General features: G+C 40.8%; 24 protein-coding genes. 20 read left to right on the top strand and 4 right to left on the bottom strand.

Going from position 1 to position 26,947, the window contains the following annotated elements:
- Positions 1-17 precede the first annotated feature (17 nt).
- The 4 genes from MUS1_RS13000 to MUS1_RS12985 are packed head-to-tail and all read left to right on the top strand — an operon-like array spanning position 18 to position 3,600.
- Positions 18-632 (top strand): tRNA-uridine aminocarboxypropyltransferase, encoded by a 615-nt coding sequence (locus MUS1_RS13000; RefSeq protein ID WP_036163262.1) that lies wholly within the window; start codon positions 18-20, stop codon positions 630-632.
- Between the two features lie 17 nt (positions 633-649).
- The gene (locus MUS1_RS12995) at positions 650-943 is read left to right on the top strand and encodes a DUF1244 domain-containing protein (RefSeq protein WP_036163261.1); all 294 of its coding nucleotides are present in this window, start codon (positions 650-652) and stop codon (positions 941-943) included.
- Between the two features lie 7 nt (positions 944-950).
- The gene (locus MUS1_RS12990) at positions 951-1,640 is read left to right on the top strand and encodes a transglutaminase-like cysteine peptidase (RefSeq protein WP_084035621.1); all 690 of its coding nucleotides are present in this window, start codon (positions 951-953) and stop codon (positions 1,638-1,640) included.
- A gap of 10 nt (positions 1,641-1,650) precedes the next feature.
- On the top strand, positions 1,651-3,600 hold the full coding sequence (locus tag MUS1_RS12985; RefSeq protein WP_036163259.1) for a bifunctional diguanylate cyclase/phosphodiesterase: 1,950 nt from the start codon (positions 1,651-1,653) through the stop codon (positions 3,598-3,600).
- A 39-nt stretch (positions 3,601-3,639) separates the two neighbouring features.
- Here MUS1_RS12985 and MUS1_RS12980 read toward each other — a convergent pair whose 3' ends face one another.
- Entirely contained in the window at positions 3,640-4,011 is a 372-nt protein-coding gene (locus tag MUS1_RS12980) for a hypothetical protein (RefSeq protein ID WP_036163256.1), read from the bottom strand.
- Between the two features lie 140 nt (positions 4,012-4,151).
- Here MUS1_RS12980 and MUS1_RS12975 point away from each other — a divergent pair, with 140 nt between their 5' ends.
- From MUS1_RS12975 to mobA, 14 genes are all read left to right on the top strand, one after another.
- A complete protein-coding gene (locus tag MUS1_RS12975; protein WP_036163254.1) occupies positions 4,152-6,449 on the top strand; it encodes a type I secretion system permease/ATPase in 2,298 nt (765 codons plus the stop codon).
- A gap of 2 nt (positions 6,450-6,451) precedes the next feature.
- A complete protein-coding gene (locus MUS1_RS12970; protein WP_036163253.1) occupies positions 6,452-7,783 on the top strand; it encodes an HlyD family type I secretion periplasmic adaptor subunit in 1,332 nt (443 codons plus the stop codon).
- 104 nt (positions 7,784-7,887) lie between these two features.
- Positions 7,888-8,520 carry a response regulator transcription factor gene (locus MUS1_RS12965; RefSeq protein WP_036163251.1) on the top strand — a complete coding sequence of 211 codons (633 nt, stop codon included), beginning with the start codon at positions 7,888-7,890 and terminating at the stop codon, positions 8,518-8,520.
- A gap of 198 nt (positions 8,521-8,718) precedes the next feature.
- Positions 8,719-9,324: an ANTAR domain-containing response regulator gene (locus MUS1_RS12960; RefSeq protein ID WP_036163250.1), complete on the top strand. Its 606-nt coding sequence runs from the start codon at positions 8,719-8,721 to the stop codon at positions 9,322-9,324.
- Entirely contained in the window at positions 9,321-10,511 is a 1,191-nt protein-coding gene (locus tag MUS1_RS12955; RefSeq protein WP_051436255.1) for a CmpA/NrtA family ABC transporter substrate-binding protein, read from the top strand. The genes MUS1_RS12960 and MUS1_RS12955 overlap by 4 nt, the downstream gene beginning before the upstream one ends.
- A gap of 317 nt (positions 10,512-10,828) precedes the next feature.
- Positions 10,829-12,238, top strand: coding sequence for a CmpA/NrtA family ABC transporter substrate-binding protein (locus MUS1_RS12950; RefSeq protein WP_211236466.1), 1,410 nt, complete (start codon positions 10,829-10,831; stop codon positions 12,236-12,238).
- 63 nt (positions 12,239-12,301) lie between these two features.
- Positions 12,302-13,273, top strand: a complete 972-nt coding sequence (locus tag MUS1_RS12945; protein ID WP_036163249.1) for an ABC transporter permease — start codon at positions 12,302-12,304, stop codon at positions 13,271-13,273.
- Between the two features lie 57 nt (positions 13,274-13,330).
- Entirely contained in the window at positions 13,331-14,176 is an 846-nt protein-coding gene (locus tag MUS1_RS12940; protein ID WP_036163247.1) for an ABC transporter ATP-binding protein, read from the top strand.
- A gap of 1 nt (position 14,177) precedes the next feature.
- Complete coding sequence (locus MUS1_RS12935; RefSeq protein WP_245595812.1) at positions 14,178-15,407, top strand: NAD(P)/FAD-dependent oxidoreductase; 1,230 nt, start codon at positions 14,178-14,180, stop codon at positions 15,405-15,407.
- Positions 15,408-15,451: 44 nt separating this feature from the next.
- Positions 15,452-18,010, top strand: coding sequence for a nitrite reductase large subunit NirB (gene nirB, locus MUS1_RS12930; RefSeq protein ID WP_036163241.1), 2,559 nt, complete (start codon positions 15,452-15,454; stop codon positions 18,008-18,010).
- Between the two features lie 4 nt (positions 18,011-18,014).
- Complete coding sequence (nirD, locus tag MUS1_RS12925; RefSeq protein WP_036163239.1) at positions 18,015-18,350, top strand: nitrite reductase small subunit NirD; 336 nt, start codon at positions 18,015-18,017, stop codon at positions 18,348-18,350.
- A 286-nt stretch (positions 18,351-18,636) separates the two neighbouring features.
- The gene (locus tag MUS1_RS12920; RefSeq protein WP_036163236.1) at positions 18,637-21,315 is read left to right on the top strand and encodes a nitrate reductase; all 2,679 of its coding nucleotides are present in this window, start codon (positions 18,637-18,639) and stop codon (positions 21,313-21,315) included.
- Positions 21,312-22,310, top strand: a complete 999-nt coding sequence (locus MUS1_RS12915) for a glycosyl transferase family protein (RefSeq protein WP_036163235.1) — start codon at positions 21,312-21,314, stop codon at positions 22,308-22,310. The genes MUS1_RS12920 and MUS1_RS12915 overlap by 4 nt, the downstream gene beginning before the upstream one ends.
- Positions 22,311-22,320: 10 nt before the next feature.
- Entirely contained in the window at positions 22,321-22,896 is a 576-nt protein-coding gene (mobA, locus tag MUS1_RS12910; protein WP_036163233.1) for a molybdenum cofactor guanylyltransferase, read from the top strand.
- A 34-nt stretch (positions 22,897-22,930) separates the two neighbouring features.
- Here the strand turns inward: mobA and MUS1_RS12905 are convergent, their stop codons facing one another.
- Genes MUS1_RS12905 through purM form a run of 3 tightly spaced genes read right to left on the bottom strand, consistent with a single transcriptional unit; the run spans position 22,931 to position 25,444 of the window.
- Entirely contained in the window at positions 22,931-23,722 is a 792-nt protein-coding gene (locus MUS1_RS12905; RefSeq protein ID WP_036163231.1) for a DUF3108 domain-containing protein, read from the bottom strand.
- Between the two features lie 13 nt (positions 23,723-23,735).
- Complete coding sequence (gene purN, locus MUS1_RS12900; protein WP_036163229.1) at positions 23,736-24,389, bottom strand: phosphoribosylglycinamide formyltransferase; 654 nt, start codon at positions 24,387-24,389, stop codon at positions 23,736-23,738.
- Positions 24,386-25,444: a phosphoribosylformylglycinamidine cyclo-ligase gene (purM, locus tag MUS1_RS12895; protein WP_036163228.1), complete on the bottom strand. Its 1,059-nt coding sequence runs from the start codon at positions 25,442-25,444 to the stop codon at positions 24,386-24,388. The genes purN and purM overlap by 4 nt, the downstream gene beginning before the upstream one ends.
- A gap of 116 nt (positions 25,445-25,560) precedes the next feature.
- On the opposite strand from purM, the gene MUS1_RS12890 reads away from it, so the two are divergent.
- Entirely contained in the window at positions 25,561-26,643 is a 1,083-nt protein-coding gene (locus tag MUS1_RS12890; RefSeq protein ID WP_036163227.1) for a DUF2066 domain-containing protein, read from the top strand.
- A gap of 3 nt (positions 26,644-26,646) precedes the next feature.
- Entirely contained in the window at positions 26,647-26,877 is a 231-nt protein-coding gene (locus tag MUS1_RS12885) for a hypothetical protein (RefSeq protein ID WP_036163226.1), read from the top strand.
- Positions 26,878-26,947: the final 70 nt, after the last annotated feature.

Below are 26,947 nucleotides of genomic sequence, written 5' to 3'. Positions count from 1 at the left end.
TTAAATTGGTTTAATCTATGAAAGTAGAGAAAAGAGCACGCTGTGACGATTGTTGTTTTTTAGCCGAGCAGTGTGTTTGCCAATGGGTTCCTAAGTTGAAAACAGCATTGAAAATGTTGGTTTTACAGGATCCTAAAGAAGCGAAGCATGCGAAGAATACGGTTTCGTTACTGTGCTTGGGCTTACCATCTGTGCAGTGTGTTTCTATTGATGATAGAAGCCAATTGGAAGGTGTTTTGTCTCAATTAGATCAGAATAAATGGCGATTGGTTTTTCCTATTAATGATGCCATTCCTATTGAATCTATGAATAGGATGGCTGCTTCTCAAATGGAAGGTGTTATCTTGTTGGATGCAACATGGCGAAAAGCTAAGAAAATGTATTTGACAGAGTCATTGTTACAGCGCTTCGATGCTATTACTTTTTTACATCCGCCTGTTGGGCGATATGCTATTCGTAAATCACCCAATGATTTATCTGTGTCTACATTGGAAGCGTGTGCTTATGCCATCGAGCAGATAACGTTAGAAAATATGCAGCCTTTACGTGATTTTATGAACGAGGCGCAAGAGTGGCAGTGGAGAAAACAGCCTTTGAAACACCGCCATGTTGAATGTAAAAGTCGACTTTAAACAAAGAGATTGAGTTTATGAAGAATAAAACAGAGATTGAAGCCGCTGTGTTACGTCGCCTTTTGAAGCATTTAGACGATAACAAGTCCGTGCAGAATATTGATTTGATGAATTTAGCTGGTTTTTGCCGTAATTGTTTAAGTAAGTGGTATATGGCAGAAGCAGAGAAGCAAGGTGTTAACATTGATTATGATGAGGCTCGTGAATATGTTTACGGCGAACCTTATGACGATTGGAAGGTGAAATATCAGCCTAAAGCAACCGCTGAACAGCTTGCTGCGTTTGATGCAAAGTTCGACTCTAAAAAGTAATTTTGAAATGAAAAAACGATTAGGTTCGTTTTTCTGTTTTTTTAGAGGCTCGAAACGTTTTGTTTGTGTGCTTCTTGTTGTGTTTTTTATACCACAATGGTGGTTATACGCTGACGTCTCTAGTAAGTACCAGAAGTTAGCTAAGCAAGCAGGGCTTGTTTATGGCGATAGAGCTGAGAAACGAGTCTTAGCTTGGCGTCGGCTCATTGAAAGTAGCCGGTCACTATCAGTTGTTGATCAGCTTACTGAAGTAAATCGTTTCTTTAATCAGATGGAGTTCGTCGACGATGATATTTTGTGGGCGAAGGAAGATTACTGGGCAACACCAATTGAATTTTTAGGCATGCAAGCTGGAGATTGTGAAGACTTTACGATCGCGAAGTATTTCACTCTTCGAGAGCTTGGTGTACCAGATGAAAAATTACGTTTAGTTTACGTTAAAGCCTTAACCTTGAATCAACACCATATGGTATTAGCTTACTATCATAAACCGACTTCGGTTCCTGTCTTGCTTGATAATATTGATAAAGAATTAAAACCGGCATCAAAACGCCCTGATTTATTGCCTATCTATTCCTTTAATGCTGAAAATTTATGGCTTTCAAAAGAGAAAGGGCGTGGCTTGTTAGTAGGTGGCTCATCACGTTTGAGCTTGTGGACAGACTTAAATAATCGACTTGATACGATTTCAAATTAGGAGACATTGTATGACGTTGTTCCGCCAATTAATGCTGACAATTATCGCTATATTTTCATTGATGCTGATTGTTGTTATGGGAATCAATTTCAACTCGACGAAAGGATATTTAATCGGACAGTTAAAATCAACGGCAAATGACTCAGCTACTTCGTTGAGCATGTCTGTATCAGACTTTATGGCACTGGAGGATTATGCTGCTGTTGAAAGTAGTATCAATGCGGTTTTTGATAGCGGTTATTTCTCGGAAGTGAGAATTCATGCTTATGATAATAATCAAAATATTGATCGTTCCTCTGACGTCATAATAGAAGGTGTGCCAAATTGGTTTATTAAGCTAATCGATTTTGATGTCCCTGTTGCTAAAGCTGTAATATCCAATGGATGGAATGAACTCGGACAAGTCTATATTACTGGTAATGCTGGTTATGCTTATCATCAACTCTGGCTTGCCACTCGAGATTTATTGATCTCTTTTTTCATTATTGGTGCTGTTACGCTTATTTTCGGTAGCATTGCATTGCGTTATTTATTCAAGCCTCTAGTGGAACTTGAGAAACAGGCGGAGGCAATTCAGCAGCGTCGTTTTATTAAAACAATTCGTGTTCCGAAAACACGAGAGTTAAGGTCTGTTGTTCTCTCAATGAATCGTATGGCCGAAAAACTTGAGAAAGAGTTTGCCTCGGAAGTGGAAACAGCCCAGTGGCTACAGGCGAAAGCCTTTAAAGATACGGTAAGTGGTTTGGGCAACAGAAGTTATTTTGAAAATCGTATGAAATCACACTTCGCAGAAAGAGAGCGTGGTATCGATGGTTTAGCTCTAGTGAGCCTTGTAGATTTGGCTAAACTAAACAATGAATGTGGTTATGAATCTGCCGATATGTTTATTCAATCCGCTGCAGACATATTGGCGAAGAAGGTCGCATCGATATCTTCTCTTGCTACTGTCGCTCGCTTATCTGGCGCAGACTTTGTGTTGTTGATTCCAAATATTGATTGTCATCAGCTTAAGTTAATTGTTGATGACATTATGGTTGATTTGGTTGATCTAAATACGGCGAGCATTAGTTACTCTATTTCTGTCGCCAATATAGGAGCAGTAATTATCGACGGTGATGTTGACCGCTCTAGCGCTATGTCACAAGTAGATGCCGCCTTACGAGAAGCAAAACACAAAGGGGTTAATACCTGTAAGGTGTTTGATCTTAAAATGGGGAAAGATGCTGAAATTAGCCGAACTGTGTGGAAAAGTATTTTAGAAACAGCAATACAGAAACAATCGTTTGGTCTCAAAAAGCAAAAAGTAGTGATGCTAGGTGATACAGAAGAAACACTGCATGAAGAGGTGTTTATGAATATAGAGCATTATGGAAAAATATATCATGCTGGATATTTCATAGAGTTAGCGGATCAATTTGGTTTAGGGCGTCAAATCGATCAGGTCGTTATTGGACGAGTTATTGAGTACATTAAATCAAAACACGTTGGAGCGCCTCTAACAGTGAATTTATTGGCTTCCTCCTATGCTGAGCCTGATTTTATTGCATGGTTAGATAAAACATTAAGCCTGCTTAAGCCTGAAGTGAAAAGTAAATTGACCTTTGAAGTCTCTGAGCAAAGCGTATTGGCAAAAGAAGAGCAAACGAATACCTTAGTGCAAATGCTTAAAAGCCAGAATGTACGATTTGGTATAGATAATGTTGGTAAGCAATTTTCAGCGTTCCAATACTTACAAACACTTATGCCAGACTATGTGAAAGTCGATTCTTCTTATACACGTATGGCGGCTGGTAAAGAGTCTGAATCCTTCTTTATGCACACACTGTGTAAAATGTTTAATAGTTTAAATATAGAGGTGATTGCAACGGGTATAGAAAACCAAAAGCAATTAACATCATTGGCACGATTTGATGTGGCTGGTGGACAAGGTTTCTTTATAGGGCACGCGCAAGATATGTAGAGTGCTACTTATCTTGCTATTTGTTTCTTTCAAAGCGTATTAAATCAAAGCATCATCTTGGCTGTCTTCGTCATGATTACTATCAATCATTAAGCTATCATCATGACCGTTGTGGACGCCACGAACCCACTTCCTGCTTAGTAATTTTTTCTGTGCAGCCAAAGGTAATTCAGTAAATTGAATGAGGCGTTTTTCAGATAAAAGATCTATTAAGTCTTCTATTATTCGCATCATATCACTGTCTGAGTCAGTCAACATATCTTGAGTGTTGGCACTCGATTCTGAAAACTTACTTTCTAGTATGTTGGCAACAACTGGTTGATCTGGTGCTACTAGAAGCGTGTATTCCTTTGATTGAGAAGTGGCTACGTCAATGACTTCACCTTTTTCATTGACCTTTGCGTATAACATATTATTTTCCTTCTATGTTTCAATTTGTATTGAACAGCGTAGTTCGCTTCCCATCTTACTTAATAAATACTATTCTAGACCAAAATCATCGTATTGTGATTTGTAAATTAGATTTTAGGTAGTTTAGGAGAATATAGAGTATGTCTGACTCTGATCGCTCAGAACAGAACTCTTCGTCACCTGTCGAAAATGATTCGCATGATGAAATTGAAATCATTAATGGGTCTGACGAAAAAATAGCAGATGAATTAAGCGATGATAATGAAGACCGCGCTAATGTATCTAACAAACAGTGGGATACTCAAAGCGCGACATTAGACTATCCTAACCCTCTCTTAGACTGCTTAGTGTTATTGAGTAAGTATTTCCATAACCCTTATACAGCAGATGGTATCGCGGCTGGTTTACCTATTACCGACAATGCCATGACACCTGAACTTTTTAAACGTGCTGCCAAACGTATTGGAATCAGTGCACGTTTTGTTAAGCGTCCTTTGCAAAAAATACCAGACATGGTGCTTCCTGCGGTTCTTTTACTGAAAGATAAGCAAGCCTGTGTATTGCTTGAAGTAGATAGAGCGAAAGGTTCAGCAAAAATATTTCGTCCTGAATCTGGTGAAGGTGAAGTCATTGTTTCTTTAGAAGCGCTACTCGAATTATTTACGGGTTATTGCTTTTTTGTACGACCTCTATACCAGTTTGATAAACGTTCAGAAAAAAGTGATGAAAAAGCCAATAAGAAAGGGCATTGGTTCTGGGGAACCATTGCGAGTTCATGGCGTATTTATCGTGATGTGTTTATTGCCTCGCTTTTGATTAATATCTTTGCTGTTGCAAGCCCTTTGTTCGTTATGAACGTTTATGATCGCGTGGTTCCGAACAATGCCTTTGATACATTATGGGTATTAGCTATTGGTGCTGCAGTGGTTTATCTATTCGATTTTTTATTACGGACGTTACGAGCATACTTCATAGATATTGCAGGAAAAAAATCTGACATCCTGATCTCAGCCGCTATTTTTTCAAAAGTAAATAATATCACTATGGCATCTCGACCTAAGTCGGTTGGGGCTTTCGCCAAAAACCTCCAAGAATTTGAAAGTATACGTGATTTTATCACTTCTGCTTCGATCACAACTTTGGTCGATATTCCGTTTATGTTTTTGATAATCGGTGTCATTTGGCTAATCGGCGGTCCAGTTGGCTATATTCCAATTATTACCATCGCGTTAATTATTCTTTATAGCGTCATTATTCAGATACCTCTAAGACGATCTATAGAAGAAAGCCAGAAAACGGCTTCACAGAAAAATGCGGTGTTGATTGAAAGTCTTTATAACGCAGAAGGTGTGAAGCTCAATAATGCGGAAGGTGTATTACAAACCAAATGGGAAAATGCGGTAGGTAATATCGCAGACTGGGGTGTTAAAACTCGTCAGTTATCTCAATCCTGCTCTTCTTTCGCCATGGTTGCTCAACAACTAACAACGGTCATTATTGTTATTGTCGGTGTGTATCAAATCTCTGAAGGCTTGATGAGTATGGGGGCTTTGGTTGCTGCTGTAATGTTGACTGGGCGCGCGCTTGGTCCTATGGCTCAAGTGGCTAGTTTAGCGACACGTTACAACCAGGCCAAGTCAGCTTTTACTTCTTTAAATGAAATTATGGCTTCTCCCGTAGAGAATCCTGAAGGCGTCAAATTTGTTCATCGACCTGTATTTAAAGGTGATTTCCAATTTGAAGGTGTCAACTTTTCTTACCCTGAACAAGAACAAGCTGCGGTAACTGCGATTAATATTAATATTAAACAAGGTGAAAAAGTTGCCATTATTGGGCGTATCGGCTCAGGTAAATCAACTCTTGGTAAATTAATGACTGGTCTTTATACGCCAGACAGCGGTGCAATACGCATTGATGGTGTTGATATCCGACAAGTGAATCCTACCGATTTACGTAGAAACGTTGGTGCTGTCTCGCAAGATGTGAATTTGTTTTATGGTTCGATCAAAGACAATATTGTGATGGGTGTTCCTCATATGGAAGACGATGCCATTATTCGTGCTGCCGATTTGTCAGGCGTATCTGAATTTGCCAATCGTAAACCGAGTGGTTTGGATAGTCTTGTTGGTGAGCGTGGAGTCTTGTTGTCAGGCGGCCAGCGGCAGAGTATTGCGATTGCAAGGGCTTTGTTATTTGATCCACCCATTTTGATTTTGGATGAACCAACTGCATCAATGGACAACACAACAGAATCTCGGATGAAGCGTCGTTTGATTGACGGTTTAAAAGATAAGACTCTGATATTGATTACTCACAAAGCTTCTATGTTGGATATGGTTGACCGAATTATCGTAATGGATAATGGTCGATTGATTGCAGATGGTCCAAAAGCACAAGTTCATGAAGCACTTCGTCAAGGTAAGTTGAAGGTCAGTTAGTTATGAGTGATAAAAATACGATTTCTCAACAAGATTTAGAGTACCTGACAGACCGCAATGCAGCTTTAATGCTGAAAACGCCGCGTGGCGGCAGAATCATTTTATGGGTGATTTTTGTTTTTATAGCGTCAGCTTTGGTTTGGGCTAATTACACGTCACTTGATGAAGTGACTGTTGGTGAAGGTAAAGTTATTCCATCCAGCCAAGTCCAACAAATCCAGAATTTGGAAGGTGGTATTCTAAAAGAGATTAATGTTCAGGTTGGGCAAGTAGTCGATAGTGGTCAGATTTTGATGACTATTGAAAATACTGAGGCTTTGTCTTCTTTACGAGAGCAGCAAGCAGAAAATATCAATTTGCAGGTTCGTGCTACTCGTTTGCAAGCTGAATCGTACGGACTGACTCCACAGTTTGACGCAGACACTCAAACGGCCTATCCGTTAGTGGTGAAGCGAGAGCTTGATTTATACAACAATAGATTGGATTCCTTACGTACTAATCAAGTGAGTTTTCAGCAGCAAATAGAGCAGAAAAAGCAAGAGATTATCGAGCTACAAGCAAAGTTGGATAATTTAAAACAAAGCTATGCTTTTTCGAAAGAGGAGCTAGATTTAACTCGTCCCGCGTTTGAACAAGGCGCAATTTCTCGGGTGGAACTTTTGCAACTTGAACGTCAAGTAAATCAACTGCAAGGTGATTTAGAAGCAACGCAATTGGCTATTCCTCGTGCACGATCTGCCTTAAAAGAAGCGCAAAGTAAGCTAGAAGAAAGTGAGGCTAGTTTTCGTGTCGATGCACAAGAGGATCTAACCAGCGTACGCAGCAAGCTTGATCAATTAAGAGAAACCAGTGTTTCTTTGGCTGATAAAGTGTCTAGAACACAAGTTCGATCGCCAGTGAAAGGTATTGTTAAACAAATTCAAATTAATACAGTGGGTGGTGTGATTAAGCCCGGTATGAATTTGATGGAAATTGTTCCTATTGAAGATTCTTTGCTGATTGAAGCTAAAGTTCGACCAGAGAATATTGGTTTTATTCAGCCTGACTTTAGTGCGGTGGTGAAACTGTCCGCTTACGATTTTGCTATTTTTGGTGGTTTGCATGGTATAGTTGAAAATATCAGTGCAGATACTATCTTAGATGAAGAGGGTAATAGCTTTTATTTAGTAAGGGTTAGAACAGATAAAAACTATTTGGGAACGAAAGAGGCACCTTTGCCCATTATTCCCGGTATGCAATCGACAGTAGACATAATTACAGGCAAGAAAACGTTATTAGATTATTTACTGAAGCCTATTTTAAAAGCTAAGCAAAATGCGCTTCGTGAAAGATAGTTACAAAAAAAAGACAAGTTCTGTGAATGGTTACAAATGTTAACATTTTACTTTTATTTATTAGATAAGATGTTTATGTCGTATTTGATTAGACGAGACTTATTTTGAAAATTTTGTGCTGGAATGCAGATGATGCCGTATGGAAGCATTGGAATCAGGTGATCGATAGCAATGCTTCTCTAGAACGCGTTGATAGATTTGACGATTTGAACGAGTCACTTCAAAAGCAATCTTTCAACTACTGTTTTATTTATTTGAGTGATGACTCTTTCTCTAAGCAAGTCGAGAATGTTGTAACATTGTGTTTAAATTTTCCTAATAAAAAAATCATAGTGTTTCCTAATCAGTCAAGTCAGCAGGCGGCTCTACGACTTTTCTCTGTCGGTGTTAGTGGGCAATGTGCGCCGTACATTGGCCGGGAGCAATTATCTTTGGTTTTATCTGTTGTCGAATCTGGTGAGATTTGGGGTGGCAAAGCCTTTATTCAACAGTTGATCACTCAATCAGCAGCAACAGTGATAAATGTTCAGCATAATGATTTAGAAGATTTGTCTGAGCGTGAATTGAGTGTTGCTCAGTATATTGCAAAAGGTTTATCAAATAGACAGATTGCTCTCGAAATGAGTATTACAGAACGCACTGTCAAAGCACACTTAACCTCCATCTTCAAAAAGACCAATACCAAGGATAGGCTGGCTTTAGGCTTACTGGCGCAAAGTAACGATCAAACGCTCTGATTTGGTTTTTTCAAAATAGGTGTTTGCACCTATTTTGCTCGTTACTCTTTAGTTGATTCAAAATTCTTCGATCCTTTCTTCATTAAAGCCTTGTAATAGGTTTTTTTCGTTGTCCTTATTTTAAACTTCAGTGTTTCTTAATGGCGCATATTTTGCATTTATCTAAGTGTATTAGTCGTTTTTTTAAGAGAATGCACCATGACAGAGCCCCCAGCGAAAGAATTAACCGTGATGCTTGTTGATAACGAGCCTGCCCGAGCAGCTATTGTTGAACAAGCAATGACCGACAGCGGTTACCGTGTCATTAGACGGCTTGAAAACGCAAAAAATCTAACAGAAGCAGTTAATCAATATCAGCCAGATATGGTTATTATTGATATTGAATCCCCTGATCGGGATATGTTGGAAAACATGTCACGTCTTAGTCAAGACAACCCCCGTCCTATTGTTATGTTCGCCGAAGAAGACGATTCTCGACACGTTGAAGCCGCGATTAGAGCTGGTGTCAGCGCTTATGTCGTCGACGGAGTGAATAGCGGAAGCGTAAAAGCATTGCTGCAAGTTGCTATTGCGCGGTTTCGTGAATTTCAGGCACTTAGATCTGAATTAGAGTCGGTAAAAAGCCAACTGGAAGATAGAAAACTTATAGACAAAGCGAAAGGTTTAATTATGAAACATCAACAATGTGATGAGCCTGCTGCCTATAAAGCATTAAGAAAACTGGCTATGGATCGTAGTCAGCGTATGACAGACGTTGCTCGAAATATCATATCAGTTATGGAACTAATGGGAGACTCAAAATGAGCCTTATAAAAGAAAACATACTTCTTTTGCCTAGTGATCCTGTTCGCATCGGTTTTATTCCATTAATAGATTGTGCTCCTTTTGTGATTGCAAAAGAGAAAGGCTTCTTTGCCCATGAAGGTGTGGATGTTGTGCTTTCTAAAGAGGCGTCTTGGGCGAGCATTCGAGATAAGGTTGCGTTTAACGTTCTCGATGGTGCTCATATGTTGGCGTCTATGCCGATAGCGGCTACTTTGGGAATCGGCACAATAAAAAAGGCAATGCAAACCAGTTTTACGGTTAGTCACAACGGTAATGGCATCACTATTGGTAATGCGCTATATGATGAGCTTCAACATTATTCAGATTCATCTGCTGATATTCGTTCTGGTGCTGCCCTTAAAAAGCTTATAGACAGTCGTGATCACCAAGCTGTGCCTTTGCGTTTTGCCATCGTGTACCCTTATTCGTCACATAATTATCAGTTACGGGATTGGTTAAGTCGTGTTGGTATTGACCCTGATAAGGATGTGCAAATCACAGTCGTACCTCCCGTTAAAATGCTCGATGCGCTAAAGTCAGGTGAAATAGATGGCTATTGTGTTGGTGAGCCTTGGAATAGTCTTGCAGTAGAGCAAGGTGTCGGGCACATGTTGGTAACGGGTTATGAAATCTGGGGGAGTACACCTGAGAAAGTGTTCGGAGTGAGCTCTGTTTGGGCTGAGCAAAATGAGCCAGTTCATTTGGCTATTATTCGTGCCTTAGAAAAAGCCTGTGCTTGGGTTGATGAATCAGCGAATCAACCTGAATTATTAAGCATATTAAGTCATCCCGATTATTTGAATAGCACTGTTGAGCAGCTAGTGTATGGCTTTAGTGCGATAAAACCCAAAGGCCAATTTGATTGGCCAATGGAAGCCTATCAGCGTTTTTCTGGAAGTGAAATTAACAAACCTTTACCGAGTTATGCTTTGTGGATCATGGCGCAAATGCATCGTTGGCAACAACTGGAAGAAGTGCCTTCGTTAAATGACGTGGCTGAGCAAGTGTATCGTAAGGATCTTTATTATAAAGCATTAGGTCTTGATATGGATGATGATGATTCTTGGCGACTAAGTTCTGGTATAGAGCCTAATTGGTTAGAGGCCGTGTCTTCTGGAGATGTTCGTTTGCATTCAGAGGGTATTTTGAAAGGATTTAATGAATAACGTGTCTTTTTATAGTGCGTAGTGCGTAAGAAGTGAGCACGACGTAATGTTTTTTTTGATCTCGCACGATATTAATTTGTAATAAATTCATTATAAATCAATTGCTTGACTGTGTTGGCATATAATATGCTTTATATTTCTATATAGATTTTAATGAAAATTTGGTGAAGTGAGCAATGATGCTTAACTGTCACCCACATTATTAACAGTTCAATGTAGAGCTGTTTATGAATGGCAAAGGCGCCTGCGAACACATTTTTTGTGATTCGCACGCGCCTTTTTTTGTTTTTTTTACGTTTCTCAAGTGGAGCACAGTTATGAACATGAGATCTTTGAAAACGGTTTTACCTTTGCCGGAGCTAGCATATTCAACTAAAAAAATAGGAATTTCTTTATTAGTTGGTTCTGCGCTTTTATCTGGACTTGCTCATGCTGAGCTTGGTTATCCAGAGAAAGAAGAGCTTAAATTCGGATTTATAAAATTAACCGATATGGCGCCGTTAGCGATTGCCTATGAAAAAGGTTACTTCGAGGATGAAGGTTTGTACGTCACGCTAGAGGCGCAGGCTAACTGGAAAGTATTGCTAGACCGAGTGATTGATGGTCAGCTTGATGGCGCTCACATGTTAGCGGGGCAGCCACTTGGTGCGACCATTGGTTACGGAACAAAAGCACACATAGTGACGGCTTTTAGCATGGATTTAAACGGTAATGGTATTACTGTTTCTAATGATGTTTGGGCTGAAATGAAAAAGAACATTCCTCATAGTGCGGATGGCAAACCGATTCATCCAATCAGTGCGAGTGCTTTAAAGCCTGTTGTTGATGGTTATAAAGCAGAAGGTAAGCCTTTCAAAATGGGAATGGTTTTCCCTGTCTCTACTCATAACTATGAATTGCGTTATTGGCTAGCCGCTGGTGGTATTCACCCTGGTTACTATGCACCAGCAAAAGGCGATACAAGTGGCCAGATTAATGCCGATGCATTGTTGTCTGTAACACCTCCACCTCAAATGCCAGCAACAATGGAAGCCGGAACAATTCACGGTTATTGCGTGGGTGAACCTTGGAACCAACAAGCTGTATTTAAAGGCATTGGTGTTCCAGTAATTACCGATTATGAAATTTGGAAAAACAATCCAGAGAAAGTGTTCGGCGTAAACAGCGATTGGGCGGCGGAAAACCCTAATACACACATTCGTGTTGTGAAAGCCATGATCCGTGCGGCGAAATGGTTGGATGAAAACAACAATGCTAACCGTCCAGAAGCGGTAGAGATTCTATCCCGTAGTGATTATGTCGGGGCTGATTACGATGTGATTGCTAACAGTATGACAGGCACCTTTGAGTATGAAAAAGGCGATAAACGTGAAGTGCCTGATTTCAACGTGTTCTTCCGTCATAACGCAACTTACCCATATTACAGCGATGCGATCTGGTACTTAACGCAAATGCGTCGTTGGGGACAAATTGCTGAGCCTAAATCTGACGAATGGTTCATGAAAACAGCGAAAGACGTTTATCGCCCAGATGTTTATGCACAAGCGGCCAATGCCTTGATTGACGATGGTTTGATGATGGCGTCTGAGTTTCCTGATTTTGACAAAGAAGATGGATTTAAAGCTCCACAAAGTGACTTCATCGACGGTGTTACTTATGACGGTAAAAAACCGAATGACTACTTGAAAAGCTTTGAAATTGGTTTGAAAGGCAATGACCAAATATAAATAAAGGAATGATAAGGCGGTTGTATGACCGTCTTATCCAGTTAATTAAGTGAGACATGAAATATGAATATACCAAGCTTATCCATCGCGTCACTGAAAGAAAGAGTTGAAAGCTTTTCACTGAAAAGTTTGTTGCTTCCACTCTTTGGTATCTTAGCTTTCGTTTTGTTATGGCAAGTTGGCGCAAGCCGAGTTCATACTTCTTTAGGTGAATTTCCAGGGCCGTCTGTTGTATATGAACAATGGAATAGCTTAGTTGCTGAACATCATAACGAACGAGTAAAAGAAGATAAATTCTACGAGCGTCAAGAAAAGCGTATTGAAGCTCGACAAGCAAAAGATCCCAGTTATGAAGGCAAGTTGAGAGCTTATACAGGTAAGCCTACCTTTTTTGATCAAATATTTACCAGTTTATATACCGTATTAGCAGGTTTTGGTTTAGCCAGTTTGATTGCAATTCCGCTTGGTATTTTGATTGGCCTGAACAGCTCTGTATACAGCGCGCTGAATCCCATTATTCAAGTGTTTAAGCCTGTCTCTCCTCTTGCTTGGTTGCCTTTGGTCACCATGGTAGTGAGTGCAAGCTATGTGTCTGATGACCCTATGTTTTCAAAATCATTTTTAACTTCCATGTTTACTGTGACTCTGTGCTGTATGTGGCCAACATTGATTAATACCGCAGTAGGCGTGGCAGCGGTAGAGAAAGATTTGTTAAACGTGTCAAAAGTGTTGCGTCTAAATTGGATGACTCATGTCACCAAGATTGTGATTCCATCGGCAATTCCTCTTATGTTTACCGGACTTCGTTTGTCACTGGGTATTGCTTGGATGGTACTGATTGCCGCAGAAATGCTGGCGCAAAACCCAGGCTTAGGAAAGTTTGTTTGGGATGAGTTTCAAAATGGCAGTTCCAATTCGTTAGGTCGGATCATGGTTGCTGTGTTGATGATAGGTTTTATCGGGTTTTTATTGGATAGAGCCATGCTTACGATTCAGCGTTTTGTCTCTTGGGATAAAACACAAGTTCTTCGTTAGTCAGAGCTGCAGTAATCAGAGCACCGTTAATAAAAGATACATGAATTGGAGAGTGGCATGTCGACACATTTAGATATCAGTAAAGTTTCTATCGAATTTCCAACGGCGAAAGGGTCATTTAAAGCGCTTGATAACGTCAGCTTGAAAATTGAAAAAGGGGAGTTTGTCTCCCTAATTGGTCACTCTGGTTGTGGTAAATCAACCGTCTTAAATATTGTTGCAGGTCTTTATGATGCAACGGAAGGCGGTATTTTATTAGACGAAAAAGAAGTAAAAGGTCCTGGCCCAGAGCGTGCTGTGGTTTTTCAAAATCACTCATTGTTGCCTTGGTTGACGTCATACCAAAATGTTGAGTTGGCCGTTAAGCAGGTGTTTAAGAAAACCAAATCGAAAAAAGAAATGCACGAATGGATCATGCACAACTTAGAACTTGTTCATATGACCCATGCTGCAGATAAACGCCCTGATGAAATATCCGGAGGTATGAAGCAGCGTGTGGGTATTGCCAGAGCCTTGGCAATGGAGCCGAGTGTGTTGCTGATGGATGAGCCTTTTGGTGCATTGGATGCTTTAACTCGAGCACATCTACAAGACTCCCTGATGGAAATTCAAAAAGACTTAAATAACACCGTCATCATGATTACCCATGACGTTGATGAGGCGGTCTTGTTGTCTGATCGTATTGTCATGATGACGAATGGTCCAGAGGCGACCATAGGCGAAATTTTAAAAGTGGATTTAGAGCGCCCACGAGACAGACTAGCATTAGCTAATGACCCTAAATATGTCGATTACCGCGCACAAGTGCTGACTTTCTTATACGAAAAACAGCGCAAAGTTGAGCCTATTTCTGCTGTGAAAGCGAAAAAAACAACAGACACAAAAACAGCGGCGAGTGCTTAAAGTGGGACAAGTAAGCTGCGTTCACATTGTTATTGTTGGTGCTGGAATGGCAGGCAGCAAGCTGGCGTTTGATTTGATGCAGCAGAAAAATGCAAATTATTCTATTACCCTGATTGGCGAAGAAGCTCAGGTTGGATACAACCGAATCATGTTGTCTTCTTTGTTAGCCAAAGATATTTCAGATCATGAAATGTCTTTGGTGGACACTGAAAAAATGCAACAAGAAGGTGTGTCTATCATTGCTGGTGATGGGGTTGAGAGTATTGACCTTGAGACGAAAGTAGTTTGTTTGGTTAGTGCTAAAACTATTCGCTATGACAAATTGATCATGGCAACAGGTTCACGAGCAAGGATCCTGCCTATTGATGGAGCAAAGGCTTCAAATGTAATGGGTTTTCGTACTTGGAACGATGTCAACATTATGGCAAGTCTTCAAAAAAAACAGTCTGTTTGTGTGATTGGTGGTGGCTTGCTGGGATTAGAGGCGGCTGTTGGGCTGGTCAAGCGAGGCCATAAAGTTACTGTTTTTCATCGCTCAAAATGGTTATTGAATCGACAGTTAGACGCTGAATCCGCTGCTTTATTGCGCAGTCGACTAGAGCAAATGGGAATCGAGTTCCGCTTGGGCGAATCGCCATCTTCTTTTATTCAGTCGGAAAGTGGCTTGGTTAATCAGGTTATGTGTGCGGATGGCGAGCGTATGACTGCTGACTTAGTTGTTATGGCAGCAGGAATTTCACCAGAAATTGCTTTGGCGAAGTTGGCAGGTCTAAAAACAAATCAGGCGATTGTAGTGGATGAAAAAATGCAGACGTCTTATCGAGATGTTTTTGCATTAGGCGAATGCTGTGAATTTGATCAGCAAACTTTTGGTCTGGTGGCTCCTATTTGGGATCAGATAAAAGTGTTAATCAGCGTATTGAATGATAAAGATGCTAGATTTTCAATTGAGCCAACTCCAACCAAATTAAAAGTATCTGGTGTGAATCTTTTTTCAGTCGGGAAGGTTCAAGCCGACCTGGATGACTCATGCATCTTCTTTAAGGATATCGAAGCAAATCATTACCGCAAGCTGATCGTCAACGATGGCGTATTAGTTGGGGCAATTCTTTATGGCAACGTCGCCGATGGAAGCTGGTATTTCCAGCTAATTCAAAACAAAACCAATGTCTCTGACATGCTTGAACTATTGGTGTTTGGGGAAGCATATTGCTGCCCAAAAGTAGCCTAATTAAGCTGTTTTAGACGTTGCTAGTTAAAAGTAAGGGGAATACGATGACATTCAATACACCTCTATCGGCCAATAAACCACGTCTTGTTGTAGTGGGGAATGGTATGGTCGGCCACCATTTTGTTGAGCAGATTATTGCCCAAGGTGGACACGAAACTTTTCACATCACGGTATTTGGTGAAGAGCCATATTTAGCCTATGACCGTGTGCATCTAAGTGAGTATTTTACCGGTAAAGGCGCGGCCGATTTGGCTATGACGGACGGTACGCTATATGACGATAATGGCGTTCGTTACTTTACAAATAGCCTTGTAACAGAGATTGATCGTAAAGCTAAAACGCTACTCTTGCAAAATGGCGACTCTTTACCTTATGACAAACTTGTTTTAGCGACAGGCTCTTATCCTTTCGTTCCGCCAATTCCTGGTCACAAACGTGATAACACCTTCGTTTATCGAACATTGGAGGATTTGGATGCCATTCGAGACTGCGCTAAAACAGTGACTCGAGGCACGGTTGTCGGTGGTGGGTTGTTAGGTTTAGAGGCCGCTAATGCATTAAAAAATCTCGGCCTTGAAACCAGTGTTGTAGAGTTTGCTCCTCGCCTTATGCCTGTTCAGTTAGATGAAAAGGGCGGTAGTGTTCTGAAGGGGATGATCGAAGGTCTAGACGTAAAGGTGTATACCGACACGGCGACCCAAGAAATTGTTGATGGGGAAAGGGCTTTCCATCGTATGAATTTTGCGGATGGTACACATCTCGAAACAGATTTGATTTTGTTTTCCGCAGGTATTCGACCTCAAGATGCATTGGCAAAGCAGTCTGGCCTAGAAATGGGTGAGCGTGGTGGTATCACTATTAATAATCAGTGCCAAACCAGCGATGCAGATATTTACTCGATTGGTGAATGTGCGCTTTGGAATAACCGAATTTTTGGCTTAGTTGCGCCAGGTTATACCATGGCGAAAGCTGCAGCGGGTCATTTGATGGGCGATGCTGGCTTGTTATTTACTGGTGCAGATATGAGCACCAAGCTTAAGCTGCTTGGTTGTGATGTGGGATCAGTTGGTGATGCCCATGGTACTTCACAAGGCTGCAAAGTTTTTGTTTATCAAGATGAACTGAGCCAGAGCTATCGCAAAATGGTTGTCTCAGAAGACGGTAAAAAACTGTTAGGCGCGGTGCTAGTCGGTGACAACAGTTATTACGATACCTTGTTGCAATACTATTTGAATGCGATTGACCTGCCTGAACAAGCACAATCTTTGATCTTACCAGCAATGGATGGCGCACCCGCTGCGTTGGGTGTTGATGCCTTGCCGGCGACAGCGTCTATTTGTAGTTGTCATAACGTATCGAAACAAGATATTAGCGACGCTGTCTGTAATGGTGCTTTGTCTGTTGGTGATGTGAAAGGAGTGACAAAAGCCGGAACGGGTTGTGGTGGTTGTGCGGCTTTGCTTAAAAAGGTAGTCGACAACGAGTTGCTTGCACTAGGCGTTGAGGTCAGTACAGACATTTGTGAACACTTTGCTTACACGCGTCAGGATTTATATAACATCATTAAAATCGGCAAGATTAAGAGCTTTGATGATTTGTTAGAAAAACATGGTAAAGGACACGGTTGTGAAATTTGTAAGCCAGCGGTTGGCTCTATTTTAGCCAGTGTTTGGAACGAATATGTCTTGAAAAAAGAGCATATCATCCTGCAAGACACCAATGACCGCTTCCTAGGTAATATGCAAAAAGACGGCACTTACTCTATTGTGCCTCGTATTCCTGGTGGGGAAATTACGCCAGAAAAATTGATTGTACTTGGTGAAGTGGCAAAAGAATACAGACTGTATACCAAGGTAACAGGTGGTCAACGTATTGATTTATTTGGTGCTACTTTACCTCAGTTGCCAGAAATCTGGAAAAGGCTGGTCGATGCGGGTTTTGAAACGGGACAAGCCTACGGTAAATCATTACGAACCGTTAAATCTTGTGTTGGTAGTACTTGGTGTCGTTATGGTGTGAACGACAGTATGACGATGGCGGTTGATTTAGAGAATCGTTACAAAGGTTTGCGTTCTCCTCATAAGATCAAATTTGCAGTGTCTGGCTGTACCCGTGAGTGTGCAGAAGCACAAAGTAAAGACATTGGTGTGATCGCGACAGAAGGTGGTTGGAATTTGTATGTGTGTGGTAACGGTGGGATGAAACCGCGCCATGGTGATTTATTTGCTACTGACTTAGATGACGAAACACTCATAAAATACATTGACCGCGTATTAATGTTCTACACAAAAACCGCGGATCGACTACAACGAACTTCAGTTTGGATGGATGGCCTTGAAGGCGGTCTAGAGTATCTAAAAGAAGTGGTTATAGAAGATAAACTGGGAATGTGTGAGGAACTGGATGCCGCGATGGATTATGTTGTTGATACCTTCCAATGTGAATGGAAAACAACATTGGAAGATCCTGAGGCGTTGAAAACATTCCGTCAGTTTGTTAACTATGATGGTGTTGATGACAATGTTGTTTTCGTTGAAGAGCGTGCCCAAATTCGCCCTGCGACAGAAAAAGAAAAGTTAGAATTAATTGCGAAGGTGGGTTAATAAGATGGCATCACAGTGGAAATTAGTTTGTAAGCAAGGTGATCTTATTAGAGGTGCTGGAGTGGCTGCTATGGTCGATGGTCAGCAAGTGGCGCTTTTCTATATTCCTGAGTCTGATGATAAGGTGTTTGCTATCGGTAATTGGGACCCATTTGGCAAAGCGAACGTTTTGTCCCGCGGTTTGGTTGCTCACCTGCAAGGTAACTGGACAGTTGCTAGTCCTTTGTATAAACAGCACTTTGTGTTGTCTTCTGGAGAATGTCTGGAAGACGATACGGCTCGAATTCCTTACTGGAAAGCGAAACTAGAAGGAGAAGATGTGTACATTTCTGAGCCTTAATGCGCATGTCTTGCATTATTTTAGTGCGCAAGTTGTGAAGGGATTTTGGTGTCAGTAGATGGAAACGAGTCTATTTATAAGGGATTGATAAATAATAGAAGGATTTTTTGTACTTTGTTAATATTGGCTTGGTTATTGCTTAATACAAAGCAACTGATGCACCGTAAGTCGACGAAGGTTTACACATAAAGCAGTCAGATATTACAAAAGGCAACGAGGCCCAATCGCTTTTCTAGAAAAGCGATTGGGCCTTTTTTTGTTTTTGAAAAAGGTGAAAAGGTGTTCTATGGCAACAATCGGAAAAACAACCTGCCCATATTGTGGTGTTGGGTGTGGTGTAAATTTATCGGTTCCAGATTCTTCAATGGAAGCTATACCTCCGGTTTCTGGTGATGTGGATCATCCTGCTAATTTTGGCCGCCTTTGTGTAAAAGGGAGTAGTCTCGCGCAAACTATTCAGTCTGATGACCGTTTGCTCACACCTATTGTTAAAGGTGAATCCGTTTCTTGGGAGTCGGCTGTTGATACTGTGGGGGAGAAAATTGCTCAAGTAGTAAAGGATCATGGGCCTGATGCGTTTGCTTTTTATCTTTCTGGGCAGATTTTGACGGAAGATTATTATGTGGCGAATAAGTTAGCCAAAGGCTTTATTGGCACAGCAAATGTCGATACCAATTCTCGTTTGTGTATGGCTTCAGCGGTTGTTGGTTACAAGCGTGCTTTTGGCTCGGATACGGTTCCTTGTAATTACGAAGACTTAGAGTTGTGTGATTTGCTTATTATGGTGGGCTCTAATGCAGCGTGGACGCATCCTATTTTATACCAACGTATTGCAGAAGCTAAAAAACAACGCCCTCATATGAAAATTGTTGTTATTGACCCAAGAGAAACCGCTACCTGTGATATTGCAGATTTACATTTAGCCATCAAGCCGGGCACAGACGCTGCTGTATTCTCATTTTTGTTACATCATTCCGTTCAGGCTGGTGTGCTTGATAATGGTTTTATTTCTCGCCATACCAATGGCTTTAAAGCAGCTTTGGAGCAAGCTAATGAGTCAACGCCAACACTGTTTTCTGCGGCCAACTTTTGCGGTATCAGCGAACAAGATTTTATGCAGTTAGCCAGCTGGTGGAACGAAACTCCGAAAGCAGTGACGTTTTACTCTCAAGGTATTAATCAGTCCTCATCTGGTGTTGATAAATGCAATGCGATTATTAATTGCCATTTGGCAACTGGGCGCATTGGAAAAGAAGGTGCTGGACCATTCTCCATTACAGGTCAGCCTAATGCAATGGGTGGACGAGAAGTGGGTGGATTAGCGAATCAGTTGGCTGCACACATGGATTTTGCAACACCGGGCGCGCACCAGTTAGTTCAAACGTTTTGGCAAGCACCAAATATGGCCACTGAAAATGGCTTGAAAGCGGTGGATCTATTTCAAGCAATGGAAGAAGGTAAAGTCAAAGTGGTTTGGATTATGTCGACTAATCCAATGGTGAGTTTGCCTGACACGGATCAAGTAAGGCGTGCATTAGAAAAATGTGAATTAGTGATTGTCAGTGACTGCAAAGCGCATACAGATACGACAGAGATGGCCGATGTTTTATTTCCAGCAACAGGTTGGAGTGAAAAAGACGGAACGGTAACGAACTCAGAGCGTAGAATATCTCGTCAGCGAGGTTTGTTGCCTGCTCCGGGTGACGCTAAGCATGATTGGTGGGCGATTTGCGAAGTTGCCAAGCGTCTAGGTTATCAATCCGCATTTTCATACAAAAGCGTGCATGAAATTTTTGTTGAGCATGCCGCATTGTCTACTTTTGAAAATAACGGTAAACGAGATTTTGATATTGGCCATTTTAGTCAAATGACGAAAGAAGAATACGATGCTTTAATTCCTGTGCAATGGCCTGTTCCAAAAGGACAACCGGAAGGTACAGCTCGTATGTTTGAGAATGGGCGTTTTTTTACGCCAGATGGACGTGCTAAATTTATTCCTATTACTCCAGTATTACCGGTTCATACATCAACGCCTGAATGGCCATTTACGCTTAATACGGGTCGAGTTCGTGACCAATGGCACACTATGACGAGAACGGGGGATGCCGCTTTATTAACAAAGCACACTGACCAACCTTATGTAGAAATTCATCCGAAAGATGCTAAACACCTTAAAATTGAAGACAAGGCGTTAGTCAGTATTACTTCACCTTATGGTGAGGCTTTGTTAAAAGCCAAAGTCAGCCGTGCTGTCTCACCGGGGAATGTTTTTGCACCCATACATTGGACGCGGCAATTTTCAAATGCGGCGGTTGTCTCAAAGCTTATTCCTCAAGTGGTTGATCCGTTATCGGGTCAGCCCGAATCGAAGCATGCTCAAGTGAAACTTGAAGCTGTCAATGGGGTTAGTTATGGCGTCATTGTGTCGAGTACACCTTTAGAGTTATTAGACTTTATTTATTGGTGTCTTGTTCCATCCGAACAAGGCTATCATTACGAAGTGGTTTGCTCTGTTGAAAAGAATAAGAATGTTACATCGATTCTGTCTTTATTCAATCAAAGAGAGCAATCAAATGGACAATGGCTAGAGTATAATAATCCCAACACACAACAAACTCGATTGGCTCATATTTATCGCAATATTTTGACTGCGGTGGTGTATATCCATCCCAAACCTGAATTTATTTCATGTGATTGGCTAGTATCTAAATTAGCAGAAGGTGAAACGCTTTCTGAATCAGATCGAATGGCTATTCTTGTTGGAACACCTGCGAACGTTGAAGACAAAGGCACTATAGTGTGTTCATGTTTCCAAGTGGGTAGTAAGCAAATTGAAAAATCCATTAAAGAGGGTGTGGGCTCTGTTGAAGAGCTTGGAGCGCGTTTAAAATGCGGAACAAATTGCGGCTCTTGTTTACCTGAATTGAAACACTTTATACCGATTATCACGGAGCTCACTGTATGAGTAATGCCTTTACACAATATGTTAAAATCCTAGGGCGAGGAAAAAAAGGGTCGCGTACGTTAACTATAGCCGAAGCGTATCAAGCGATGTCTCTTATATTGTCGGGAAATGTCGAACCAGAACAATTGGGTGCTTTTTGGATGTTGATTCGTATTCGTGAAGAAACCGTCGATGAAACCGTGGGTTTTACAAAAGCGACACGGGCGTTTCTTTATGAAAAAGAAATGTTTGATGTAGATGTTGATCTTGATTGGCCAGCGTATGCAGGAAAACGCAATGAATTGCCTTGGTTTTTGTTGGCCGCTTTGGCGTTGGCTAATTATGGTGTGAAAACCGTCATGCATGGTCATGTATTTAAAGGCGAGGAACGTATTTTTGTTGAGCAGACCATTCAAGCTTTAGGTTTGCCTATTTGTCATTCGCCTATCGAAGTGGAGCAGAGTGTTGTTCAGAATAAATTTGCTTACATGCCATTATCAGACATAGATTCTACATTAAGTAACATGATGAATTTGAAATATACCCTTGGATTACGTTCTCCTGTGAATACTGTCGTTCGTATGATGAATCCATTTGGTGCCGCTCATAGCGTTCATGGGGTATTTCATACGGGTTATGATATTTTACATGTATCTGCTAGTGAAAAATTGAAAGACCCTTCTGTGCTTATTTTTCGTGGTGGTAATGGTGAAGCTGAAGTAAACCCAGAGCGAGATGTTACTCTGTGGAAATGGCAAAAGGGTGAATCGAGTTCGACTGGTTGGCTAAAAGCGGAAAAAGAGCATAAGCGACTCAAAAACAATTTAGATCTATCTCGTTTGATAGACCATTGGAGTGGCGAAGAAATAGATCAGTTTGGTGATCAGGCGGTAAGGCAAACTATCGCATCGGTTGCTGGACTTATTTATGGTGTTATTCCTCATGAAGAGTGCTTGGCATTAGCGGATGAAATTTGGTCCAAACGTAACAAGACTTGGTTGGTTAAAGTAGTATAAAAGAGGCGTTATGGCATATGAATCTCTTGCTGGCGTGATTCTAGCTGGTGGCAAAAGTACACGAATGGCAAGCCAAGACAAAGGGCTTCTGCTTTTTGATGGTCAGCCTATGGCGTTAAGGGTTGCGCTTGCTCTTGAGGGTGTCGCTGATGTTGTATTTATCAATGCTAATAGAAATATAGAGCTATATCGAGAGTTAGGGTTTGAGGTCATTTCTGATGTTGAAAGGCATCATGATAAAGGGCCGCTTTCGGGCTTATTTACTTGTTTACAGCGTGTAGAAACTTCACATCTATTGGTTTCTCCTTGCGATACTCCTCGAATTAGTACCGCTGCATTCCTTGCTTTACAAGTGGCAAGTATTGAAAAACCTAATCAGATTCATTACTTAACAGGCGAATCTGGCTTTCACCCTTTACACGCTATCCTTCCAACAAATGCTGCTTTATTAAAGCTTGATGGGTTTTTAGAGCAAAAGAACCGTAATAGCGTTATGGCGTTTTATGAATTTTTTGGTTGTGCATCTGTCGTATGGGGTAAAGGCGAAGAGTTATTGAATGTGAATACACCAGATGAGTTGAGTTAAAGGTGTGGCTCAGTTCTTTAGTGTAAATAAAGGCTTAATTCTGTTTAAAAGAATCTATATCCAGTTGATAGGATTCGCCATCTTCTTTATGTTCAAGTTTAACCAATAAATAGTCGAATTTCGGAACAAACCAAAACGCAGTTTGTTTTCCTTTACTTAAATTATCCACACGAATGATTTTAATCGCGGATACTCGTCCGAGCTCAGTATTGATTGTTTCTCTTTGTCTGCGTTCGAAACGCCAGTTCTTAATGTATCCGCCATCTGCTATTTGGTAGTCAAACTCGTTTTTACCCAGTTTTAAATCTTGTCTAATTTGTAATTGAACTGATAGCTTATCTAAGGTATTCGGGTTGATTGCAAGGTTCCACGGTTTGTCTTTGACATTATTGTGAACGAGGTTTTGTTCCCAATCAAAAGTAAGTATAGCAGAGCGCTTTTTTCCTAATACCTTGCTTTTGTATTGATATTTGGTTGGAATTATTTGGTTGTCTTCAACATAAAATACCGATGTTTCATCAAGAGATGCAATCATGCTATCGGCTGAAAAAACAAACTGCCAAAGGTTGTCTGATTTTTTGGATAAGGTTTGTTTACCTTCGACTTTTAAACTGATTCCTTTTTTCCAAACTGTGCTGTAAACCGCAGAATAAGGTGTTAGAAAAGGATCTACATCAGGTGTGTTTTTTTTTGGTGGTTTTTGAGAAGGTGATTCCGTTGAAGTAGATTGTGCTGCAGATGTAGGTGGTTCGATAGAAAGAGAAAGTATGGGCGTGATACTCATTAATATGGCAGTCAAAGACATTAATATTTTACGAACGCGCATACTTTTCCTTATATTATGTGAGTACTTTTTGATAACGAATACCGCTTTCTGGAAGCGTTTCTCCGTCTAAAATAACATGGCCATTATGGAGTGTTAATCTGTCTTCTCTGAACCATTTAACGGCTAGCGGATAGATTATGTATTCCAAGGCGTGAACCTTAACAGCTAAGGTTTCTGCTGTTTCTTCTTTTTCTATCGAAGTGCTAGCTTGAAGTATTATGGCTCCAGCATCAAGTTCTGAACTAACAAAATGAACAGAAACTCCATGTTTTGTATCGTTTGCATCGATTGCTCTTTGATGTGTATTCAACCCTTTATACTTAGGCAGTAATGAAGGGTGAATATTAAGCATTCTACCTTCAAAATGTTTCGTAAAAGTTTCAGTGAGAATGCGCATAAAGCCAGCAAGTACGACAAGCTTAGGTTGATATTGATCAATGGTTTTTTGTAGCTCAGAATCAAACTCTTCACGGCTACCAAAGGATTTATGATTTAGGGCGTGAGTCGCAATGCCCGCCAACTTTGCACGCTCTAATCCATAGGCATCTGCTTTATTGCTGATAACAGCACAAATATTAATATCCAGTTCACCTTGCAAACTTTGATCAATCAAAGCTTGCAAGTTGCTACCGCTGCCAGAAATTAAGACAACGATTGGAAAGCTCATGCCTGAGTCTCTAAATCAGAGATTAATACCTCTTTTCCGCCGTTACGAGCGCACACTTCACCGATGATCCAAGCATTTTCACCTTCAGCTTTTAGAATTGCTAAGGCTTCTTCTGCTTTGTCTGTATCAATCGCAAGGACCATACCAACACCACAATTTAATACTCGGTACATTTCTTCTTGCTCTACGTTGCCTTGCTCTTGTAGCCAGTCGAATACAGCAGGACGTTTCCAGCTTGTTGCATCGATTTTAGCAGCAGCACTTTCAGGTAAAACACGAGGAATGTTTTCAAGTAAACCACCTCCTGTAATATGAGAAAGTGCATTAACAGAAATGCTTTCCATTAATTTAAGGATGGATTTCACATAAATACGTGTTGGTTCCATTAATGCGTCTTTTAATGCGACACCATCAACGATCTGATTTAAGTCAGCTTTACTTACTTCTAAAATTTTACGGATTAGAGAGTAACCGTTTGAATGAGGGCCAGATGATCCAAGTGCGATCAGTGTATCGCCAGCTTTTACATTTGTGCCATCAATGATGTCGGCTTCTTCTACAACACCAACACAGAAACCAGCTAGATCGTAGTCACCATCATGGTACATGCCTGGCATTTCAGCCGTTTCACCGCCTACTAGAGCGCAACCCGCTTGTAAACAACCTTCGCCAATGCCTGTTACGACATTTGCTGCAACATCGATATCTAGCTTGCCTGTAGCGTAGTAATCAAGGAAGAGTAAAGGTTCTGCACCAGCGACAATTAAGTCGTTAACGCACATGGCAACAAGGTCGATGCCAATTGTATCGTGTTGGTTTAAATCCATTGCTAAACGAAGCTTAGTGCCAACACCATCGGTGCCAGAAACAAGAATGGGATTTTTGTATTTTGTTGGAAGGCGTGTCAAAGCACCAAATCCACCCAAACCACCCATTACTTCAGGGCGACGGGTTTTTTTGCTTACGCCTTTTATGCGTTCAACAAGTTGATTACCTGCGTTGATATCTACGCCTGCGTCTTTATAACTAATTGATGGTTTATCTGACTTGGTCATTGCCTATGCCTTATCATGGTACGAGGAAAAAAATGCATTTTAGCATAGTGACGCATTAGGGCTATGGTTCTTTGTCATTAAGACAGTAGAATAGGCAAATAAACGAAGGAAGGGCTATGAATTCTCGTATATTTTTACTACTTATTAGTGTTTTTTGTATTTCATCAGTGAATGCCGTCTCAATTAAGGGATTGTATGATGCTGAAATTAATTTGCCTGTGTCTCAATCTGAAGCAAAAATGCTTAATGAAGCGTTTGGTTTGGCTGCGGAAGAAGTCTTAATAAAGGTGTCTGGTGATAAAAAAGCCATCACTGGAGACTTATTGAAAGAAGCCAAGAAAAAAGCATCCACGTGGGTAGCGCAGCATTCTGTTTCTTCTTTGAGTGATTTAATGGCTTCTGAAGATGGGCTTGTTCCTGGTAAGCAGATCAAGGTGGCTTTTTATCAAGAGTCTATTGATGGCTTTTTATCTCAAAATAGTTTGCCAGTTTGGGGAGGGAATCGACCTTCTGTACTTATCTGGTTGGCTAATGAAAATAATGGTGTTCGAACATTGTCAGGATCAAGAGCGCCTTCTACAGTGTTAAGAGAATTTGCTTTGTCGACAAGTAAACTCGGTGTGCCTATTTACGCTCCATTACTTGATGATGTTGATCAGAAAAGTATCAGTGCTTCTGATGTCTGGGGTTTTTTTGAAGACAGTATTACGAATGCGAGTCGCCGATATCAAACTGATGCGGTTGCCGCTTTAAGAGTGAGTAGTTATGCGGGACATATTGGCGGTAGCTTATTAGTGTTGCTAAAAAATGGCGAAAGTGAGCGTTTTGTCTTAAATGGAGATACGACAACTGAAATTATTGAGCAAGCAGGTATTAATTTAGCCAAGGTGTTTTCTTCCCGTTATGCCTCGGTACGCAATAATGCTGCAGCAAGTAAGTTAAGTGTTCAAGTAGCTGGTATTAAAAATTACAGTGCGATGAACAAGGTTCAGTCTTATTTAGAAAGCATTAGTGTTGTTCGTGATGTTGCTTTAGTGGAAGTGAATGGTGAAAAAGTTGAGTTTTCTGTAGAGATCGATGGAGACAAACAAAAACTTTTTAATAGTATTTCTTTGAGCCAATTACTTATTAATGCACCTTTAAATGCTTTGGATCCAGATGCTAATCGAGTGGCATCTTATCAATACAGTGGGGGCTGATAAATGACAGAATTACTAAAAGAAGATGCTGTTGAACGCGATTTTTACGCTCGTTCAGCGGAAGAGCAACATGATTTTTTATCACAGACTTGGTGTAATTCTTGTGGCGAAGTCGATTTAGGAATGAAGAATCCTAAGGAGTTTGAAACCTCGGATCGAGTTTGGATTGAGGGTGAGTGTTTAAGGTGTGGTCAGTCAACGATTACTGAGATTGTTGAAGAAGACGAAGAATAGAATTTCTATTTTTGTTCATAGATATAAAAAAAACCGCGCCTCGGAATGAAGTGACCCCCAATAGTTGGAC

Origin of the sequence: Marinomonas ushuaiensis DSM 15871 (genome assembly GCF_000521805.1) — a bacterium.
GTDB lineage: Bacteria > Pseudomonadota > Gammaproteobacteria > Pseudomonadales > Marinomonadaceae > Marinomonas > Marinomonas ushuaiensis.
This window is presented reverse-complemented; position numbering and strand designations above follow the sequence as displayed.